The 19,908-nt window shown below is 65.6% G+C and carries 19 protein-coding genes; 11 read left to right on the top strand and 8 right to left on the bottom strand.

Translation table 11 applies throughout. The features are described 5' to 3' along the window. Positions 1–33: 33 nt before the first annotated feature. Together BT115_RS03060 and BT115_RS03055 are read right to left on the bottom strand one after the other, a co-directional pair. Complete coding sequence (locus BT115_RS03060; protein WP_072321060.1) at positions 34–1,521, bottom strand: amino acid permease; 1,488 nt, start codon at positions 1,519–1,521, stop codon at positions 34–36. Between the two features lie 216 nt (positions 1,522–1,737). Next, positions 1,738–2,694 (bottom strand): transporter, encoded by a 957-nt coding sequence (locus BT115_RS03055; RefSeq protein ID WP_072321059.1) that lies wholly within the window; start codon positions 2,692–2,694, stop codon positions 1,738–1,740. A 151-nt stretch (positions 2,695–2,845) separates the two neighbouring features. On the opposite strand from BT115_RS03055, the gene BT115_RS03050 reads away from it, so the two are divergent. Next, complete coding sequence (locus BT115_RS03050) at positions 2,846–3,391, top strand: NUDIX hydrolase (RefSeq protein WP_072321058.1); 546 nt, start codon at positions 2,846–2,848, stop codon at positions 3,389–3,391. Between the two features lie 47 nt (positions 3,392–3,438). Here BT115_RS03050 and BT115_RS03045 read toward each other — a convergent pair whose 3' ends face one another. After that, positions 3,439–3,963, bottom strand: coding sequence for a 3-hydroxyanthranilate 3,4-dioxygenase (locus BT115_RS03045; RefSeq protein WP_072321057.1), 525 nt, complete (start codon positions 3,961–3,963; stop codon positions 3,439–3,441). A gap of 130 nt (positions 3,964–4,093) precedes the next feature. On the opposite strand from BT115_RS03045, the gene BT115_RS03040 reads away from it, so the two are divergent. Together BT115_RS03040 and BT115_RS03035 are read left to right on the top strand one after the other, a co-directional pair. After that, entirely contained in the window at positions 4,094–5,368 is a 1,275-nt protein-coding gene (locus BT115_RS03040) for an NAD(P)/FAD-dependent oxidoreductase (RefSeq protein ID WP_072321056.1), read from the top strand. Position 5,369: 1 nt separating this feature from the next. Beyond that, positions 5,370–5,705, top strand: coding sequence for a tRNA-binding protein (locus tag BT115_RS03035; protein ID WP_072321055.1), 336 nt, complete (start codon positions 5,370–5,372; stop codon positions 5,703–5,705). Between the two features lie 11 nt (positions 5,706–5,716). Here BT115_RS03035 and BT115_RS03030 read toward each other — a convergent pair whose 3' ends face one another. The 4 genes from BT115_RS03030 to BT115_RS03015 form a co-directional block, all read right to left on the bottom strand. Next, positions 5,717–6,640 carry an MBL fold metallo-hydrolase gene (locus BT115_RS03030; protein ID WP_072321054.1) on the bottom strand — a complete coding sequence of 308 codons (924 nt, stop codon included), beginning with the start codon at positions 6,638–6,640 and terminating at the stop codon, positions 5,717–5,719. Between the two features lie 67 nt (positions 6,641–6,707). Next, positions 6,708–7,916, bottom strand: a complete 1,209-nt coding sequence (locus BT115_RS03025) for an acetyl-CoA C-acyltransferase (RefSeq protein WP_072321053.1) — start codon at positions 7,914–7,916, stop codon at positions 6,708–6,710. Positions 7,917–7,967: 51 nt separating this feature from the next. Continuing rightward, entirely contained in the window at positions 7,968–10,337 is a 2,370-nt protein-coding gene (locus BT115_RS03020; RefSeq protein WP_072321052.1) for a 3-hydroxyacyl-CoA dehydrogenase/enoyl-CoA hydratase family protein, read from the bottom strand. Positions 10,338–10,369: 32 nt separating this feature from the next. Then, positions 10,370–11,032 carry a TetR/AcrR family transcriptional regulator gene (locus tag BT115_RS03015; protein ID WP_072321051.1) on the bottom strand — a complete coding sequence of 221 codons (663 nt, stop codon included), beginning with the start codon at positions 11,030–11,032 and terminating at the stop codon, positions 10,370–10,372. Between the two features lie 241 nt (positions 11,033–11,273). Between BT115_RS03015 and ndk the strand changes: the two genes are divergently transcribed. The 8 genes from ndk to moeB all read left to right on the top strand — a co-directional run bounded on the left by ndk (position 11,274) and on the right by moeB (position 19,266). After that, positions 11,274–11,699 carry a nucleoside-diphosphate kinase gene (gene ndk, locus BT115_RS03010; RefSeq protein ID WP_072321050.1) on the top strand — a complete coding sequence of 142 codons (426 nt, stop codon included), beginning with the start codon at positions 11,274–11,276 and terminating at the stop codon, positions 11,697–11,699. Continuing rightward, on the top strand, positions 11,696–12,832 hold the full coding sequence (rlmN, locus tag BT115_RS03005) for a 23S rRNA (adenine(2503)-C(2))-methyltransferase RlmN (protein ID WP_072321049.1): 1,137 nt from the start codon (positions 11,696–11,698) through the stop codon (positions 12,830–12,832). The genes ndk and rlmN overlap by 4 nt, the downstream gene beginning before the upstream one ends. After that, positions 12,822–13,592, top strand: a complete 771-nt coding sequence (gene pilW, locus BT115_RS03000; protein ID WP_072321048.1) for a type IV pilus biogenesis/stability protein PilW — start codon at positions 12,822–12,824, stop codon at positions 13,590–13,592. Before rlmN ends, pilW begins: the two co-directional genes overlap by 11 nt. 89 nt (positions 13,593–13,681) lie before the next feature. Continuing rightward, the gene (locus tag BT115_RS02995; RefSeq protein ID WP_083527276.1) at positions 13,682–14,650 is read left to right on the top strand and encodes a helix-turn-helix domain-containing protein; all 969 of its coding nucleotides are present in this window, start codon (positions 13,682–13,684) and stop codon (positions 14,648–14,650) included. A 152-nt stretch (positions 14,651–14,802) separates the two neighbouring features. Beyond that, complete coding sequence (locus BT115_RS02990) at positions 14,803–15,453, top strand: YfgM family protein (protein WP_072321047.1); 651 nt, start codon at positions 14,803–14,805, stop codon at positions 15,451–15,453. Further along, positions 15,450–16,649, top strand: a complete 1,200-nt coding sequence (bamB, locus tag BT115_RS02985) for an outer membrane protein assembly factor BamB (RefSeq protein ID WP_072321046.1) — start codon at positions 15,450–15,452, stop codon at positions 16,647–16,649. Before BT115_RS02990 ends, bamB begins: the two co-directional genes overlap by 4 nt. A 23-nt stretch (positions 16,650–16,672) precedes the next feature. Further along, complete coding sequence (der, locus tag BT115_RS02980; RefSeq protein WP_072321045.1) at positions 16,673–18,070, top strand: ribosome biogenesis GTPase Der; 1,398 nt, start codon at positions 16,673–16,675, stop codon at positions 18,068–18,070. 26 nt (positions 18,071–18,096) lie between these two features. After that, positions 18,097–19,266: a molybdopterin-synthase adenylyltransferase MoeB gene (moeB, locus tag BT115_RS02975; RefSeq protein WP_072321044.1), complete on the top strand. Its 1,170-nt coding sequence runs from the start codon at positions 18,097–18,099 to the stop codon at positions 19,264–19,266. A gap of 49 nt (positions 19,267–19,315) precedes the next feature. On the opposite strand, the gene BT115_RS02970 is transcribed toward moeB, so the two are convergent. Further along, positions 19,316–19,879 carry a GNAT family N-acetyltransferase gene (locus BT115_RS02970; protein ID WP_072321043.1) on the bottom strand — a complete coding sequence of 188 codons (564 nt, stop codon included), beginning with the start codon at positions 19,877–19,879 and terminating at the stop codon, positions 19,316–19,318. Between the last annotated feature and the right edge of the window lie 29 nt (positions 19,880–19,908).

Raw genomic sequence — 19,908 nt, 5'->3', positions numbered from 1 at the left:
GACGACCGCCGGCCCTCGTTTTCGCAGGTTAGATCAACCGAGCGACTTGCGCAGCTTGCTGTGCGCGTAGCCGTAGCCGAAGTAGATCAACTGGCCGATGATGATCCAGCCGATCATCAGGCGCCAATGCTCCTCGAATGCCTGCCAGAAGAGGTACACACAGGCCAGTGCGCCGGTGATGCAGATCGGCCACACGAACGGCACGCGGAAGCTGCGCTTCAGGTCCGGACGGGTGTAGCGGAGGATCAGCACGCCGATGCACACGGTGGCGAAGGCGAGCAGAGTGCCCATCGAGACCAATTCGCCGAGCACGCTGACCGGGAACAGGCCGGCCATGGCGGCGGCGGCCACGCCGACGATGATCGTGCCGATGTAAGGCGTGCGGAAGTTCGGATGCACCTTCGCCATGGTCTGCGGCAGCAGGCCGTCCTTCGCCATCGAGAAGAAGATGCGCGGCAGGCCCATGAGCATCACGAGGATGACCGACGACAGACCGGTGATGGCACCGAGCACGACGATCGCCTTCAGCCAGGAAAGATGCGGATACAGGCCGAGGGCGGTTGCCACCGGTTCCGGCGTGTTGAGCATGCGGAACGGAGCGATGCCGGTGAGCACGAGCGCCACGGCAATGTAGAGCACCGTGCAGATGGCCAGCGAGCCGAGGATGCCGATCGGCATGTCGCGCTGCGGATTCTTGGCCTCGCCAGCCGCGGTGGACACCGCGTCGAAGCCCACGTAGGAGAAGAACACGATGGTCGCTGCGCGGAAGATGCCGCTCCAGCCAAACATGCCCTCACCCTCGGACTCCGGAATGAACGGGTGCCAGTTGGACGGGTTGATCACCTGGATCGCGAAGGCGAGGAACAGCAGGATCACGGTGACCTTGATCGCCACGATGATCGAGTTGACGAAGGCCGACTGCGTGATGCCCACGTAGCAGAGGCCGGACAACGCGGCGATGATGACGACCGCGGGCAGGTTGATGATCGTGCCGGTTGCCTGGATGTGGCCCTCGACGAACTGGAAGGGTGCCGAGGCGAGCGAGGCGGGCAGGGCGATGTTGCTGCCGATCATCTGGCCGATCAGGCCGAGCAATTCGTTGAAGTATCCCGACCAACCCGCGGCCACCGTGGCGGCGGCGAAGAGGTACTCGAGCACCAGGTTCCAGCCGACGAACCAGGCGACGTATTCGCCGAGCGTCGCATAGGAATACGAGTAGGCGCTACCCGAGACCGGCAGCATCGCCGCGAACTCGGCGTAGCACAGGCCGGCGAGGGCGCAGGCGAAACCGGCGATGAGGAAGCTGATGACCAGCGCGGGGCCGGCGTGCAGCGCGGCGGCCTGGCCGGTGATGACGAAGATGCCTGCGCCGATGACCGGGCCGACACCGAGAAGGATGAGGTGCTTTGCGGTGAGAACCCGCTTCAGCTCGTTTCCGTGCGCGCCGGTATTGATGTGCTCGCCAGCGTCGACGTGCGGCGCGGCCTCAATGGGATGCGTCGCGAACAAGTGTTTCAACATGTGTCTCCCCTACTGCCGGAATGTTGCCTTTTATTATTGGGACCGCCGCGTGAGCCACGGTGGACACGCCGCTGCCCGGAAGCGCTGGCACGGCACCATAGCCCAGCGGGCCTCGGCCGTACAAGCTGCAATGCGAGGCCTGCCAAGGCATTGCGAGCATCCGGTAAACGTGTCGAGCATGACTTGCGGCGGTTGTGCATATGGCGACGCGATGCTTCAGAAGACCATGTTGAGCGCCACCTGGGGCGCCACGTAGTCGGAGGTGTTGCGGCCAGCCACGGTGAACTGCACGCCTGCGATGAGGCCCGTGTTCGGCGTGAAGTGGTATTCCACAGCCGGTGCAAGGCTGAAATCCTGGTTCGGCTTGAGACGACGTGCCACGTGCGAGCCCTCGGCGGACGTACCGACGAGGTCGATCGCGCCAGCACGGTTCCAGATGGCTTCGCCTACCAGCACCCAGCGCGGATTGAGCGTGTATTCGGCCGCCACCGAGGCATTCCATGCCTGATCGAGTCGTGCACGGCCGCGGAACCCGGCATCCGTGCCGTACACGCTGCTGTCGCGCAGCCGGATATGTCCAGGCGTCGGGCTCCATGCGAGCTGCGCCCGCCAACGGAGGGCGTGTGCGTCGTCAAGCCAGTGCAACTGCTGGGCGCCTAAGGAGAAGGTCGTTCGCATGGCGCCGCTGCCCGTGCCGTTGAGCGGGTTGCGATCCAACTGGTGGTAGCGGCCCGTCGGCAGACGCTGGGCTGCTGCCACGGCGAGGATCAGGCCGCCGCCGTCGGCGTCTGGCCCACGCAGTCGCTGCTGTAGACGTACGGTCGTGTCGCCGGTTCGCATGCCGTCGCTGTGCAGTCCGCCGCCGGACGTGCGCGACGACGTGAGGGTGAGCTGCACGACATGGGTGTCGCTCAGTGCGTAGCTCATCGGTACGGCCAGTTGCCACTGCCGCACCATCGAATGCTCTTCCCGGCGGTGGCCCGCGTTGTCGTAACGGCCGCGGGTGTTGGTGTGGATGAGATACGGCTCGATGTTGACCATGCCCTCGGGCATGCTGTTGACCGCGGGCGTGACCAGTGGGCCGGTGAAGTTGGCTTCCCGCGGCGCCGCAGAGGCGGCAAGCGGGGCGAGGCTGGCGAGGGCGAGGGCGACCGATGGAAGCGTCTTCGGCATGCGCAATTCCTTGCGTGACGGCGGGAGGGCGGCGAACGGAGCGCGTCGTGTGCTCCGGCGACCATCCTAGGCAAGCCGTGCCCGTGCCCGACATCGGACTAGTCCGAAAATGCCATGCGAGAATTGGCGATTTACGTGCAGGCATTCCCTGATGGACAAACCTGATCGTTTGCTGGACGCGCTCGACCGCTATGCGGCGCGTTGGCCGGAAGACCCCACCACCCGCGCGTTCGTGCGCCTTTTGCGCGAGGAGCCGCGGCCCTTCCATCGCGAAACCGTGGCGGGGCATGTCACCGGATCGGCCTGGCTGGTGAGTGCGGACGGGCAGCGCACGTTGCTCATGCTGCATCGGAAACTCGAGCGCTGGCTGCAACCGGGCGGCCATGCCGACGGCGATCCCGACCTCGCCGCCGTCGCCTTGCGTGAGGCGGAGGAGGAGACGGGGTTGCGCGATCTTGCCGTGCTGCCGGAGATTTTCGATCTCGATCGCCATCGCATACCGGCGCGCCGTGACGAGCCGGAGCATTGGCACTACGACGTCCGCTATGTCGTCGTCGCACGTGGCAGCGAGGATGTTGTCGCGAACGAGGAGTCGCTGGAACTGGCGTGGCGCTCGATCGCGGACATTGCCGCCGACCGCGAAGCCGACGTGTCGCTGCGCCGCATGGCGACGAAGTGGCTGGCGACCACCCGTTAGTTGTCGTTACCCACGTGGGCCACTATGGGGCGGCTTGCGCGGCGCGATCAGTCGGCGTAAGCCGCAGGTGCCGGATGCACGGTGCCACAGACCGTACACGTCCGCGCCTCGCGCGATCGGTAAAACCGCTCGAAGACCGGCGGGAAATCGCTTTCGATGCTGCCCAGCGGAAAATAGGTCTCGTACAACTTGTGATTGCACGCCTGACAGAACCACATCAGTCCGTCTTTCTCGCCCGCAAGGCGGCGCCGCTCGACCACGAGACCGATCGAATCCGGCATCCGCTGCGGTGAATGCGGCACGCCTGGGGGCAGATAGAACACCTCGCCCGCGCGAATGGGAATATCGCGGGCCTGTCCGTCATCCTGGACCTTGAGGACCATCTCGCCTTCGAGCTGGTAGAAGAACTCGGGGCCTTCGTCGTAGTGGTAATCCGTGCGCGCGTTCGGGCCCCCGACGATCATGATGATGAAATCGCCATCCACGATGCATTTGTTGCCGACCGGTGGCTTGAGCAGGGCGCGGTTGTCTTCGATCCAGCGCTTGAGGTCGATGGGAGGCAGCAGACTCATCGGAAGACCCACGTAACGGACATGGCGCGATGATACTCGCGAGCGGCGCCTGACGATCCGCGTCCTCGTGCCACTTTCGCCGTGCGTCGCTCTGGCGTACAACGCACCTCTCCCCGAGGAACCGCCGCCCATGCCGTCCTGGTACCACGACCGAGTGCCCGCGCCCGCGCCGCGGCCGCCCCTGCAAGGGCGGCGCGAGGCGGCGGTGGTGGTGGTCGGCGGTGGCTTCGCTGGCCTCAATACCGCGCTGGGATTGGCAGCGCGCGGCGTGCGCGACGTCGTGTTGCTGGAGTCGAAATCGATCGGTTTTGGCGCGTCGGGGCGCAACGGCGGCTTCGTCTTCGCAGGGTATTCGCTCGGCGAAAAGGCGTTGCTCGAAAAGTCGGGTGCCGAGCGGGCCAAGCGGCTGTACGCGCGCACGGTGGATGCGGTGAACCTCATCCGCGATCGCATCCAGGCCTTATCGATCGATTGCGACGCGGTGGACGCGGGCGTCGTATGGGCGAACTGGTTCCGCGATGCTGGCGTATTGCGCGAGCGGCAGCGCCTTCTGGCGGAATGCTACGACGCCGACTGGCAGTGGCTTCCGGAGGATGCGATGCACGAGTTCGTCCGCAGCCCGCGCTACCACGACGGGCTTTACGAGCGGAACGCGTTGCACATCGACCCGCTGGCCTATGCTCGTGGCCTGGCGTTCGCTGCCGAACGCGCGGGAATCGCCATCCACGAGGGCTCGCGGGTGCGGCGGCTGGAGCGCCGTGGCGCGGGGTGGGTCGTGCACGCCGGTGGCGCGGTCGTGGAGACCCCGAACGTAGTACTGGCCTGCGGTGGCTATCTTGCCGGCCTGGACAGGCGCATCGACCGCGCGGTGCTGCCCATCGCTACGTACGTGATGGTGACCGAGCCGCTTGGCGAGCGTCTACGTGAGTGCGTACGCACACGTGCCGCCATCTACGACACTCGCTTTGCCTTCGACTACTATCGACCGTTGTCCGATACGCGCTTGCTGTGGGGTGGACGGATCTCGGTGCGCGATCGTTCGCCGCGTGCGGTGCAGCGGTTGTTGAAGCGCGACCTCGCGACGGTGTTTCCGTCGCTAAAGGACGTGCGCATCGAGCAGGCGTGGTCGGGGCTCATGAGCTACGCTCGGCATGAGATGCCCCAGGTCGGCACCCATGGCAACGGGCTCTGGTATGCCCAGGCGTTTGGCGGTCACGGCCTTGCGCCCACCTGTGCGGCCGGTGAGGCGCTGGCGGATGCCATCGCCTCGAATGAGCCTGCGTTGGCCGATTACTCGGGCTTCGGTCTGGAACCGGTGCACCGCCCGTTCGGCTATCTGGCGGCGCAGGGCACCTACTGGCACAACGAATGGCGCGACTGGATGAAGTCGCGACTGGAAGGATGAGATGAGCGAAGAGATTACCTGGGCCGATTTCGAGAAGGTGATGTTGGTCGCTGGGACGATCGTGCGCGCCGAAGTGTTTCCGGAAGCGCGTCGGCCGGCCTACAAGATCTGGGTCGACTTCGGTCCGCACGGCGAAAAGAAGACGAGTGCGCAGGTCGCCGCGATCTACCAGGCGGACGAGTTGGTCGGCAAGCAGATCGTCGGCGTGATCAATTTTCCCGAGAAGCAGATCGGCCCCTTCCGATCGCAGTTCCTCTTGACCGGCTTTCATACCGACGACGGCGTGGTCATCACGACGACCGAGCGACCGGTACCGAACGGCACGCGAATGGCCTGACGCTGGGCTGGTCAGCGCGTACCGCGGTCCAGCCACACGACAACGCCTTGCGCGTTCAGGCGGATGTCGATGGCGAGGAGCTTCGCAATGTCAGCAGCAGGCAACGTCACGCCCTGACGCTGTGCACGCGAGACGTAGAGATCCGCGAACTCCTGTGCGATACGCTCTTCGCGATCCGGAGCGGTAGCGTGACGTTGGGCGATGGCCACCATGGCGTCGATCTGCTCGTGCAGGTCGGCGGCAAGCCGCGCCACCTCGGTCACTCTTCCGTAGTGGGTGAGGTACATCGCCTCAGGCTCGTAACCCAGCATGCGCGCAATGGATGCATGCGCCGCCTCGGGCTCGAACTGTACCGGCGACGTCGTCGGAATGATGAAGGCGCCACCGGATGAATCCAGCTCCCGATAGGACAGGCCGAAGATGTCGCCGGTGAAGAACGCATTGGCGCGTTCGTCGTGGATGGCGATGTGGTGGCGGGCATGGCCGGGCGTGTCGAGGCAGAGCAGGGCGCGTCCTGCGAGGTCGATCGCGAGGCCATCGTGGGCTTCCACGACACGATCCGCAGGCACGGGAACGATGTCGCCGTAATCGCGGCGAACGATGTCCTCACCGTAGACGCCTGCCGCACCGGCGATGAGCGCGGACGGGTCGATCATGTGACGCGCGCCGCGCGGATGCACGGCCAGCTTCGCGTTCGGAAGGTGTTGCATCAGGCTGCCGGCGCCACCGGCGTGATCCAGGTGCACGTGAGTGAGGATGACCCAGTCGACGTCGGCCGGTTCGATCCCGGCGGCGTCGAGTGCTTCGAGAAAGCGGGGTAGGGAGTGCGTCGTGCCGCTGTCGATGAAGGCACCGCGCCCGCGCTCCACGACGAGATAGGCGGCGTCGAAAGACGGGCGGCCGAAGCCGGTATCGATGGTGTGGATGCCGTGCATCGGCGGAGGTTACCCCAAACCTAAGCGAGTTGTGGGAGCCGCCATGGCGGCTCCCACAGGACTGAGGTTACAGGGCTTCGAACACGCCCGCGGCACCCATGCCGGTGCCGATGCACATGGTGACCATGCCGTACTTCTGCTTGCGGCGACGCAGGCCGTGGATCAGCGTGGCCGCGCGGACCGCGCCGGTAGCACCCAGCGGGTGGCCGAGGGCAATGGCGCCGCCGAGGGGGTTCACCTTGGCCGGGTCGAGACCGAGGTCGCGGATCACCGCCAATGCCTGCGCGGCAAACGCCTCGTTGAGCTCGATCCAGTCCAGTTGATCCTGGCTGATGCCGGTCTGCTTGAGCGCCTTTGGAATGGCTTCCTTGGGACCGATGCCCATGATGTCCGGTGCGACGCCGGCTACCGAGAAGCCCACGAAGCGAGCCAGCGGCGTCAGGCCGTAATCCTTGATGGCCTTCTCGCTCGCGAGCAGCAGCGCGCCGGCACCGTCGGACATCTGCGACGAGTTGCCTGCCGTGACCGATCCGCCGAACTGGCCGTTTCGGAACACAGGGCGCAGCTTGCCCAGCACTTCCAGCGAGGTGTCCTGACGCGGGCCTTCGTCGGTGTCGATGATCCGGCGATCCTCGCGGACGCTATGGTTCTTCAGATCCGGATAGCGGTCGTCGAGCTGGAACGGCGTGATCTCGTCCTTGAACTCGCCGGCCGCAATGGCGGCGATGGCGCGCTGATGCGACTGCAGAGCGAAGCGGTCCTGATCCTCGCGGCTGACCTTCCAGCGCTCGGCCACCTTCTCGGCGGTGATGCCCATGCCGAAGGCAATGGCGCGGTTCTCGTCGTTTTCGAAGATGGCGGGGTTCATTGCCACCTTGTGGCCCATCATCGGCACCATGCTCATCGACTCGGTGCCGCCCGCCAGCATGAGATCGGCCTCGCCCAGGCGGATGCGGTCGGCGGCCATCGCGATGGCCTGCACGCCGGAGGAGCAGAAGCGGTTGATGGTGACGCCGGGTACCTGCTCGGGCAGGCCTGCCAGCAGCACACCGATGCGCGCCACGTTCATGCCTTGCTCGGCCTCTGGCATAGCGCAGCCGATGATCGCGTCGGCGATCAGCGCCGGGTCGATCCCTGGTGCCTGTTCGAGCACGGCACGGATGACGTGCGCGAGCATGTCGTCGGGACGGGTATTGCGGAATACGCCACGCGGCGCCTTGCCCACGGGGGTGCGGGTGGCGGCGACGATATAGGCGTCTTGCACTTGCTTGCTCATGGGGTGGTTCCTTTAAGGGGGAAAGTCGGTTGCGTCAGAGCGCTTGGCGCATCAGTTACGCAGCGGCTTCCCCGTCGTCATCGTGTGGGCAATACGCGCCTGGGTCTTTTCGGTCTGGGCCAGTTCCACGAAGTGGCGGCGCTCGAGCGCCAACAACCAGTTCTCGTCCACCAGCGAACCCCGTTCGATCCGACCGCCCGACAGGGTGTCGGCAATGCGGCCGGCAATGTCGATGTCATGGGCGGAGGCGAAATAGCCCTCGGCCAGATTGGCGAGGGATGACTTGAACGTGGCCGTGGAGACGTCACCGCCAACGGGAACGGCGCGAGCTGGCAGCGGCGGGCGATAGCCCGATTCCGCCAGAGCGCGGGCCTGGGCCTTGGCGACGTGCAGCAATTCGTAACCGTTGAAGACGATCACGTCGTCCTTGCGCAGTAGGCCGAGCGACTTCGCCTCGAGCGCGCTGGCGGAGACCTTTGCCATCGCCACCGTCTCGAACACTTTCTTGAGGTATTCGAAGGGGTCTTCCGGGTTGGCCTGCGCAGCGCGTACGGCCAGTTCCTTCAGGCCGCCGCCTGCGGGAAGCAGGCCGACGCCCGCTTCCACGAGGCCGATGTAGCTTTCGAGCGCCGCTACCGTGCGGGCGGAGTGCATCTGGAACTCGCAACCGCCACCGAGCGCGAGACCGCGCACTGCCGCGACTACCGGCACCAGCGAATACTTGATGCGCATGCTGGTGGCCTGGAAGTTCGCCACCATCGCTTCGAACTGGGCGAGCTTGCCGGCCTGCAGAAGACCCAGCGCACCCTTGAGGTCGGCACCGGCCGAGAACGGCTCCGACGGCTGCCAGAGCACCACGCCGCGGAACTGCTGCTCGGCAAGCCCGATGGCGTGCTGGATGCCGTCAAGCACCTGATCGTTGACCGTGTGCATCTTGGTCTTGAACGAGATCACGCCGATGTCGTCGCCGGCATGCCACAGGCGCACGCCGTCGTTTTCCCAAACCGTGGTGCCCTGGTCGAAGCGCTCGCCCAGGATCGGATCGGGGAACGCCTGACGCTGGTAGACCGGATGGCTGGAGCGCGGCTTGTCGGCGTTCGCGGCGGCCGAGAACGAGCCGGCCTTGCCGTGCACGCCCGTGCGGCCGTCGGTCACCCACGCCGGCAGCGGGGCATTGCTCATGGCCTTGCCGGCGGCGATATCCTCGGCGACCCAGCCGGCAATCTGCTGCCAACCGGCCGACTGCCAGATCTCGAACGGTCCGAGCTTCCAGCCGTAACCCCAGCGGATGGCGAAGTCGACGTCACGCGCCGTATCGGCGATGTCGGCCAGGTGGTAAGCGGTGTAATGGAAGAGATCGCGGAACACGGCCCACAGGAACTGCGCCTGCGGATCGGCCGATGCGCGCAGCTTTGCGAACTTCTCAGCCGGATCCTTGATGGCGAGGATGGCCGATACCTCGTCGGATGCCTTCTGCTCGGACGGGCGGTAGTCCTGCTTCTGCAGGTCGAGCACCACGATGTCCTTGCCAGCCTTGCGGTACACGCCCGCGCCGGTCTTCTGGCCCAGCGCGCCCTTGTCGATCAGGCCCTTCAGCCAGGCGGGCGGCTGGAAGTAGCGATGCCAGGGATCGTCGGGCAGGGTGTCGCTCATGGTCTTGACCACGTGCGCCAGGGTGTCCAGGCCCACGACGTCCGCCGTGCGGAAGGTGGCGCTCTTCGGGCGGCCGATGGCGGGACCGGTGAGCGCGTCCACGGTGTCGAAGCCGAGGCCGAACGCCTCGGTGTGGTGCATCGTGGAGAGCATCGAGAACACGCCGATGCGGTTACCGATGAAGTTCGGGGTGTCCTTCGCGTACACCACGCCCTTGCCGAGCGTGGTGGTAAGGAAGGCTTCGAGACCTTCGAGCACGGCGGCGTCGGTGAGCCGGGTGGGGATCAGCTCGACCAGGTGCATATAGCGCGGCGGATTGAAGAAATGCACGCCGGTGAAGCGATGGCGGAGTTCTTCCGGCAGCGCTTCGGCGAGGCCGTTGATCGACAGGCCGGAGGTGTTGCTGGCGAGCACGGCCGTCTGCGATACGTGAGGTGCGATCTTCGTATAGAGATCCAGCTTCCAGTCCATCCGCTCGGCGATGGCCTCGATGATGAGGTCCACGTCGGCGAGCTGGGCAAGGTCTTCCTCGTAGTTGGCCGGGATGATCGCGGCGCCGAGGCTCTTCTCGGCCAGCGGTGCCGGCGAGAGCTTGGCGAGGTTGGCGATCGCCTTGATGGCGATGCCGCTCTTCGGACCTTCCTTGGCGGGAAGGTCGAACAGCACGGTTTCCACGTTGGCGTTCGTCAGGTGCGCGGCAATCTGCGCGCCCATGACACCGGCGCCGAGTACCGCGGCCTTGCGAATGCGTAACGGTGTTGCGGTCATGGTGATCTCCGATGGCTCAAGGATCGTCACGGTCAACGAGTGGCCGTGGCGTTCGAAACGGAAGGGTTGCGCAGGCCGGCGGCGGCAAAGCCGATGAGGTGCTCGGCCGCGGCTTCGCGGTGGTCGCGCTCGGCGACGTCGTTTTTGCGCTGGATGATGCCGAAGTCGGCCATCGCGTAAGTGAGGGCGCCGGTAACGATGTCCAGGCGCCAGTAGATTTCTTCCTTGGCCAACCCCGGCAGCAGGCGGCCGAATTCCGTGGCGAACTGGCGCAGCACGTGGCCGTAGTTGTCCGAAAGGAAGCGGCGCAGCGTCTCGTTGTGCTCGGCGTAGGCCCGGGCCAGCACCCGGACGAACGCCGCGCCGCCGCCGTCCGTGCGGGACAGGTCGAGGGCAGGGCGGATGTAGGCGTCCAGCACGTCCTCGAGGCGGGTGCCCTGCTGACCGGCAATCTTGCCCAGAGCAGCCAGGCGACGGCTGTTCAGTTCGTCCAGGCGGCGGCGGAACACCTCCTCGATGAGCTTGTCCTTGGAGCCGAAGTGGTAGTTCACGGCGGCCAGGTTGACCCGGGCCGCCGCCGTCACCTGACGGAGCGAGGCCCCAGCAAAGCCATGGGTGGCGAACAACGCCTCCGCGGCACCCAGGATCCGCTCTTTGGTGCTTCGTTCGCGGGACGCATAGGGTGCGTTCGTCATGTCGGCGGACTCCGCAGGCGGATGGTTTGAATCAAACGATCGTTTGAGGTTACGCCCACAGCCTCGGATGGGTCAATCTGCGACCGCACACGCCTGCAAACGGCTTGCGGATGAGCTAGAATCTGTCAAGATTTCGTGTGCTAAGTCAGTCATTCCGGACGTCTTTGGCCGCAAACTACCACCGGGCATCCAAGGGCCTGGCTGGGGTCCTCTTTCCTCGTTCATTTCCCGGAGCACTCGTATGGCGCTGGAGCGCACCCTTTCGATCATCAAGCCGGATGCCGTCAAGAAGAACGTCATCGGTCAAATCCTCGCCCGTTTCGAGGGCGCCGGCCTCAAGGTTGTCGCTGCGCGCATGGCCCAGCTGAGCCGCGCCGAAGCCGAGGGCTTCTATGCCGTGCACAAGGAGCGCCCGTTCTTCAACGCGCTCGTCGAGTTCATGATCTCCGGCCCGGTGATGATCCAGGTGCTGGAAGGCGAGGGCGCGATTCTCAAGAACCGCGAACTCATGGGTGCCACCAACCCGAAGGAAGCCGCGCCGGGCACCATCCGCGCCGACTTCGCCGAATCGATCGACGCCAATGCGGTTCACGGCTCCGACGCCGCTGAAACCGCTGCCGTCGAAATCGCCTACTTCTTCCGCACGACGGAAGTCGTCTCGCACTGAGCCATGCCGTGAATACGCCAGCCGAAAAGGTCAACCTGCTCGACTTCGACCGCCAGGGACTGCGCGATTTCTTCGCCCAGTTGGGCGAGAAGCCGTACCGTGCCGAGCAGGTCATGAAGTGGATCTACCACCGTCTCGAAAGCGATTTCGAGAAGATGACCGATGTCGGCAAGGCGTTGCGCGAGAAGCTCACGGCCAGCTGCTACGTCGGGCCGCCGAAGACCGTGTTCGAGAAAGGCGCGGTCGACGGCACCCACAAGTGGCTGCTTGGCATGGATGGCGGCAACGCCATCGAGACGGTGTACATCCCGGAGCCCACCCGCGGCACGCTGTGCGTGTCCTCGCAGGTGGGCTGCGCCCTGAACTGCCAGTTCTGCTCCACGGCGACCCAGGGCTTCTCCCGCAACCTGTCCACGGCCGAGATCATCGGTCAGGTATGGGTCGCGGCCAAACATCTCGGCAACGTGCCGCACCAGCAGCGCCGCATCACCAACGTGGTGATGATGGGCATGGGCGAGCCGTTGCTGAACTTCGACAACGTGGTCAAGGCCATGAGCCTGATGCGCGACGACCTCGGTTTCGGCCTGGCGAGCAAGCGCGTCACCCTGTCCACGGCCGGCCTCGTGCCGATGATCGACCGGCTCTCGGCCGAGAGCGACGTCTCGTTGGCCGTGTCCCTGCACGCCGCCAACGACGAGCTCCGTACGGAGCTGGTGCCGTTGAACAAGCGCTACCCGCTGGCCGAGCTGATGGGCGCCTGCGAGCGCTACATCCAGCGTGTACCGCGCACGTCGATCACGTTCGAATACACCCTCATGAAGGGTGTGAACGACCAGCCAGAGCATGCTCGCCAGCTCATCAAGTTCATGCGCAGGCTGCCTGGGGCCAACAAGGTCAACCTCATTCCGTTCAATCCGTTCCCCGGTGCGCGTTTCGAGCGCTCGGGGCAGGACGATATCCGCGCTTTCCAGACCCAGTTGCTCAACGCCGGTGTGCTGACGATGCTCCGCCGCACGCGCGGCGACGACATCGACGCCGCCTGCGGTCAGTTGAAGGGCCAGGTCGTGGACCGTACCCGCCGTCAGGCGGAATTCCGCAAGAAACTCGCAGAGGGAGTGGTGAATGCGGCTTGAGCGGTGGGGGATGCTGGCAGCGCTCGCTTTCGCGTGCGCTGGCTGCGTAGGGAGCGGTTCGGGGCTGAAGCCCTCGACGGCCGCCGATGATCGTGCCAAGGGGGCAGAGGTCCACACCGAACTCGGCCAGCGCTACATGCAGAACGGCGACCTCAAGGGCGCCATGGAAAAGCTGCAGAAAGCCCTGCAGTTCGACCCGAAATACGTGCCGGCGCACACCGTGATCGCCGTGCTCTACGAGCGCATCAACGACCCCGTCAATGCCGAGCTTCATTACCGCAAGGCCGCGGAGTACGACCCCAAGAAGGGCTCAGTGAACAACAACCTCGCCGTGTTCCTGTGCAAGCAGCAGCGCCCGGCGGAGGCCAAACCGTTCTTCGATCGCGCCCTGGCCGATCCTTTCTACGAAACGCCCGATCTCGCCCTGACCAACGCGGGTACCTGCCAGATGCAGTCGCAGGACTACGACGCGGCAGAGGGCTACTTCCGCAAGGCGCTCGATCGCAATCCGAACAACGCCGACGCCCTGTATCAGATGGCGCGCGTGTTGTACCTTAAGAACGATGCATTTCGGGCCCGTGCCTTCCTGCAGCGCTATGAAGCGCTCGGGGCGCCGAGCCCGGATTCGTTGAAGCTCGGTCACGACATCGAGCTCCGGCTGGGCAACGGGGAGGTTGCCCAGGACTACGCCAAACGCCTGCGCGAAAAGTTCCCGGATTCGGAACCCGCGCGCGCACTCGAAGCCACCGCACGTCAATGACCCCAGTATCTTCGAATTCTTCCGGTCGGGACGGACGCGAACAGGACCTGTTCGCGGGGCTCGAATCGCATGCAGACAGGGAGCACGCCATGGATCCCCAGCTCGTTGGCACCACCGAGGACGACGGCCGTGTGCTGATCGATCACACCGCCCCCTCGACCGGTTTCGGGGCGCGTCTTCGCGCCGCCCGCGAGGCGCGTGGCTACAGTATCGAAGCCTGCGGCCAGGCATTGCGCCTCCCGACGCGCCTGCTGCGCCAGCTCGAGGCGGGCGAGTACGGCGGTATCGACTACCAGGTCTATCTGGCGGGTTATCTCACCAAGTACGGCCACCACGTCGGTGTGGACGAAGACGCCATCCAGGCCGAATTGGCCCGTTTGACGCCTCGCCAGCCTGAGCTGGTGGTCACGGGTGGGGTGTCTCACTCCCGCTACCTCTTCGAGCGCTATCTCACGGCCGCTACGTATGTCGTGCTGACCGCGGTCATCGTCGTGCCGATGGTGTGGCTGGGCGTGCGTGGCACGCTCGACCGCGACATGGCCCGCCTCGCGCCGCTCGATGCAAGCCCGGTTGCGCAGCAGGACGCGCCGGCAGCGTCGTCGTCGACCGCGCCGGCGGCCAGCGTCGCCACCACCGAGAACAAGCCGGCGGTCAACGCCGAGCAGCGCGTCGAGGACCAGCAGCCGCTGCTCGCGTCCATGGCCATGTTCCCGCCGCTCGATCACGCCACGGCCAACAAGACACCGCTGGCCAGCGCGGCAACACCGGAAGCCGGTGCGGGGCAAGGCGGCCACAGCCTCACCCTCGACCTGCCGTCCGCGAGCTGGGTGGAAGTCACCGCTGCCGACGGTTCGCGTCTCGAGTACGGCATTCTGCCGGCCGGCACGCAGAAGTCCTATCGCAGCGACAGCCCGCTCGATGTGCGCATCGGCAATGCCAATGGCGCCCAGGTGTCGGTCGACGGCCAGCCGATCCAGATCGATGCGTTCCGTCGGGCCAACGTGGCTCGTTTCCGGGTCGACATCCGCGACGGCAAGGCGGCGCCGGTCGCCTTCTGATCTCCGTGTCGCGTCGCGCGATGCCGCGCGGCGCCGCCGGCCCGTGCTTTTCGGGTATCCTTGCCTATTGATTCCGCGCCGCCATCGCCGATGGCCGGTCCGGGCTCGTTTCCCTCCCTGGTATGGCTGCGCGGAGCGCAGCGGGTGATTGCATGGCATTCGACGTATACGACGATTACGAACAGGGCGAGCGCGTCCAGCAGTGGCTGCGCAAGAACGGCGTCTCCATTGCCGTCGGCATCGGCCTTGGGCTGGTGCTGATCTTCGGCTGGCAACAGTGGAAGGCGCACCGCGCCAACCACGAGCAGGCTGCCGCAACCGAATACTCGGCGCTCCAGGCTGCGGTGGCACAGAGCCGCGCCAACGAGATCGATATGCGTACCGAGACGCTGCTCAAGGACTATTCGGACACCGCGTGGTCCGTGTTCGCTGCAGGCGAGCGCGCCCAGCGCAATGTGCTGGCGGGCCAACTCGACAAGGCATCGGGCGACCTTGATTGGGCCAAGGCCCATGCCAAGGACGAGACCCTGAAGACGCTGGTCGAAATCCGTGCCGCGCAACTCAAGTACGCCCAGGGCAAACCGCAGGACGCCATTGCGGCGCTCGACGCGATCCAGGGCAAGTCGTTCGTCGCGCTCTCGCAGGAACTCCGCGGTGACGCGCTGGTCAAGCTGGGACGCCCGGACGACGCACGCAAGGCCTATCAGGCGGCGATCGCCGCCATGGGTGACAGCGCACCGCAACGCGGTGTGGTCCAAACCAAACTCGATGATCTGGCCGTGGCCGGGAAGCAGGGTGCATGAAACGTTTCTGGGCAATCGCGTTGACTTCGTCGCTGGTCGTACTGGCCGGCTGCCATTCGTTCAAGAAGGAAAACGTCGAACCGCCGACCCCGCTCGACAAGAAGTTCGAACCGACCATCAAGGTCGAGCGCCTGTGGAAGTCCAGTATCGGTGACGGTGCTGCTGAGTCCGGTGTGCGCATGCGTCCCACCGTCGTTGACGGCGTGGTGTACGCCGCCAGCACCGACGGCAAGATCGCCGCTCTCGATGCGGCCACAGGCAAGACGCTGTGGTCCAAGAGCACCCGCCAGCACGGCTGGTTCGGTTGGGGCGACGCCAAGCGCGAAGACGCCCGCTTCTCAGGTGGCCCGGGCGTGTCGGGCGATCTCGTCGCCATCGGCACCCTCGATGGTCACGTGTACGGCATCAACGCGAAGGACGGCGAGCGCCGCTGGGCGGCCGAGGTGTCCTCCGAAGTGATTACCGCCCCGGTGATCGTCGGCGATATCGTCGTGGTCCGCTGCAACGATGGCCGTGTGTACGGCATCGACGCCAAGTCCGGCGAGCGTCGCTGGGTATACGACCAGTCGATCGTCCCGCTCCTCAGCCTGCGCGGCAACGGCCGCCTGCTGGTGGCGAACGGCGTGGTCTTCATGGGCAGCGATGCCGGCAAGCTCCTCGCCATTCGCCTCGACAATGGCGAGAAGCTCTGGGAGCAGACGCTCGCCACGGGGGAAGGTCGTACCGAGATCGATCGCCTGGCCGATGCGGACGGCGCCATCGTCCTCGATGGCAGCACGCTCTACGGCGCGGCCTACCACGGTCAGCTCACCGCGATCGACGGTCCCAGCGGTCGTCCGTTGTGGAACCATGCGTTCTCGACCTTCACGTCGCTCGACGTGCATGGCAACGCCGTCTATGGCGTGGACGACCAGTCCCAGGTGTTTGCCTTCGACAAGTCCGGCGGTGCCAACATCTGGAAGCAGGACGGTCTCAAGCACCGTTGGCTCACCGGTCCGGCCGCGCAGGGCAATTACATCGTGGTCGGCGACCTCGACGGTCACATCCACTGGCTGTCGGATAGCGACGGCAAGATCGTGGCCCGCGAGCGCCTGTCCAAGAAAGCCATTCGTGCCCAGCCGGTTGTGGTGGGCGATACCGTGTACGTCGAGGATGTCGAGGGCCATATCGGCGCCTACCGCATCCCGGCGAACTGATTCACAGGATTAATGCCACTCCCATGTTGCCCGTCGTCGCCCTGGTCGGCCGCCCCAACGTCGGTAAGTCGACCCTCTTCAATGCGCTGACGCGTAGCAGGGACGCCCTCGTCGCCGATATGCCCGGCGTCACCCGCGACAGACACTACGGTGTCTGTCGCCTCGGTCCGCGGCCCTTCGTGGTCGTGGATACGGGTGGCCTGTCCGGCAGCGACGAAGGTATCGAAGGCCTTACCGCTCTGCAGGTTCGCGCGGCCATCGCCGAGGCGAACCTGCTTGTCTTCGTCGTGGACGCGCGCGACGGTGTACTGCCGCTCGATGCCTCGATCCTCAATGAGCTGCGCCGCAGCGGCAAGCCGGTCATCGTCGTGGTCAACAAGACCGACGGCGTGGACGAGACGCTGGCCCTGGGCGAGTTCGCGTCCTTCGGTATTGCCGAGACGCTGCCGATGTCGGCCGCGCACAGCCGCGGCATCGACACGCTGGTGGCGAAGGCGCTGCCGTACCTTCCTGACGACCGCGACGACGATCCGGGCCTTGAAGACCAGGGTATCCGCGTGGCCATCGTCGGCCGCCCGAACGCGGGCAAGTCCACCTTGATCAATCGCCTGCTCGGTGAGGATCGTCTGATCGTGTCGGACATGGCGGGCACCACGCGTGATCCCATCCGAGTCTCGCTCGAACGCGATGGCCGTCGTTACACGCTGGTCGATACGGCGGGTGTCCGGCGTCGCGCTCGCGTCGAAGAGGCTGTTGAGAAATTCAGCGTCATCAAGACGTTGCAGTCCATTGCTGCGTCGCAAGTCACCATTGTGATGATCGACGCCCGCGAGAATCTGGCCGACCAGGATCTGACCTTGATTGGCCATGCCATCGAGGAAGGGCGTGCGCTGGTGATTGCCGTGAACAAGTGGGACGGCATGGACAGCTACCAGCGCGAGCAGACGCAGAAGGCGCTTGAGCGCCGCCTGCAGTTCGCCGACTGGGCGAAGACGGTGTTCATCTCCGCGTTGCATGGCTCCGGTCTGCGTGAGCTGATGAAGGCGGTGATCCGCGCCCATGCCGCCGCGACGAAGGAACTCAGTTCCAGCGAGCTGACCCGTACACTGGAAAAAGCCTACGAGGCCTACCAGCCGCCGCTGGTTCGCGGTCATGCGCCGAAGCTCCGTTACGCGCATCCAGGCGGTTCCAACCCGCCGACGATCGTCATCCACGGCAGCCGTACCAAGCACATCGCACCGGCGTACCGCCGTTATCTGGAAGGCTTCTTCCGCAAGCGTTTCCGTCTTGAGGGAACACCGGTGCGGATCGACTTCCGAGATGGTGAGAATCCGTTTGCTGGACGCAAGAACGTGTTGACGGAAGGCCAGCAGCGCCGCCGTCAGCGCATGATCCGCAACGCGAAGCGCCGCGAAAAATAAGCGTCGCCCTCGCCGGGGAGCCTCGCATGACCGACGACCTCAACCGCGACCGCTGGCTTACCGATCTGCGCTCGCGCGTGCCCGAGGTCTCTGCCACTGAGGCGCTTGTCCGACAGCAGGGCGGCGCCTTGCTCGTCGATGTCCGCGAAGAGACCGAGCGCGCCACAGGCACGCCGCTCGGTGCGCTCGGGCTGTCACGCGGGTTCCTCGAACTTCGCATCGAAGAGGCTGTGCCGGACCGCGAGCGAGACATCCTCGTGCTCTGCGGCAGCGGCCAGCGCTCGCTCTTGGGCGCCGAAGCACTGCAGCGCATGGGATACCGCAAGGTGTCGTCGGTGGCCGGCGGCATGGCCGCGTGGAAGGCGGCCGGCCTGCCGGTCTCTACCGGCGCGCTGGATGCCGACGCAGCGGATCGTTATGCCCGACAGATGTTATTGCCGCAGATCGGTGCGGTCGGGCAGACAAAGCTAGCGGCCGCCAAGGTGCTGGTGGTCGGCGCAGGTGGCCTCGGTGCGCCCGCATTGCTGTATCTCGCCGCGGCGGGCGTGGGCCACATCAGCATCGTCGATGACGACCAGGTCGAGCGCTCCAACCTGCATCGGCAGGTGATCCATGCCGATGCGCGGGTGGGTATGGCCAAGTCCGAATCGGCCCGCATGACGCTGATCTCGCTGAATCCGCGGGTCCATGTTCGGCCGGTGGTCGAGCGACTCCGCGCGGAGAATGTCGAGGCGCTGCTCGCGGGGCACGACGTGGTGATCGACGGCGCGGACAACTTCGCCACGCGCTACCTCCTGGCGGCCGCGACGCGGCGACTCGGGCTGCCGATGGTGTACGCCGCCATCGAGCGCTTTACGGGGCAGGTGAGCGTGTTCGATCCGCGTCGCGACGATTCGCCGTGTTACCGCTGCCTGTTTCCGCAACCGCCCGCTGCGGTGGATGCCCCGAACTGCAGCGAAGCCGGTGTGCTCGGCGTACTGCCCGGGCTGATCGGCCTCGTCCAGGCGACCGAGGCAATGAAGCTGATCCTCGGCATCGGCCAGCCTTTGGTCGGCCGCCTGCTGACTTACGACGCACTCTCAATGCAATTTCGCGAGCTGACCCTCGGCCGTGACCCGGCGTGCCCGGAGTGTGGGCCGGATGCTCGCTTCGAGGGCTACGTGGACCTCGAGCGGATGTGCGCGGCGGCGGGTTGAAGCTGGCGAGGGGGCGGAGCCGAGGCGGGCACGCGTATAGACCGGGAAGTTACAGGTCTTCGCGGATCAACGAATACATCGCTGCATCCGTCGATTTATTCTTTACTACCAATCGTTTGCGAAGTATTCCTTCGAAAATACCTCCAAGACGTTCAGCTGTGCGGCGGCTCGGCAGGTTGTCCTGCGCAGCAACGATTTCCAGCCGCTCAATCTTCACCGTACGGAAAGCGAACTCGATGGCCAGGCGGCCGGCGCGAGTAGCGATGCCCCGATGTTGCGCCGACTCCCGCACCCAGTAGCCGAGATTGGCGAAACGCTGCTCGCGATTGCGCTGGTTGACGCCCACGCCTCCAAGTAACCGACCACCGCCGGCTTCCACGATCAGCATTTCGTAGCCGTCGCCCAGCAGCCAGTCCTTGCGGCAGAGGTCCATCCAGCGTCGCGCATCATCGATGTCATAAGCGGGATGGCACCAGTCCTGCCAGCGTCCCACCGTATCGACCGATTCGCACACCGCCTCGGTGAGTGCCGCCGCGTCCGTGTCCCGGTGGACGCGCAGCTCGACGATGCCATCGGTCAAGCCGGTGGGATAGGGCAGAATATCGGTGCTCATGGGTGCATTCTAAAAGCACAGGCGCCGGA

This window comes from Luteibacter sp. UNCMF366Tsu5.1, from assembly GCF_900119235.1.
Classification (GTDB): Bacteria; Pseudomonadota; Gammaproteobacteria; order Xanthomonadales; family Rhodanobacteraceae; genus Luteibacter; species Luteibacter flocculans.
The sequence above is the reverse complement of the archived record's forward strand: the minus strand, read 5'-3'. Positions and strand labels throughout refer to the sequence as shown.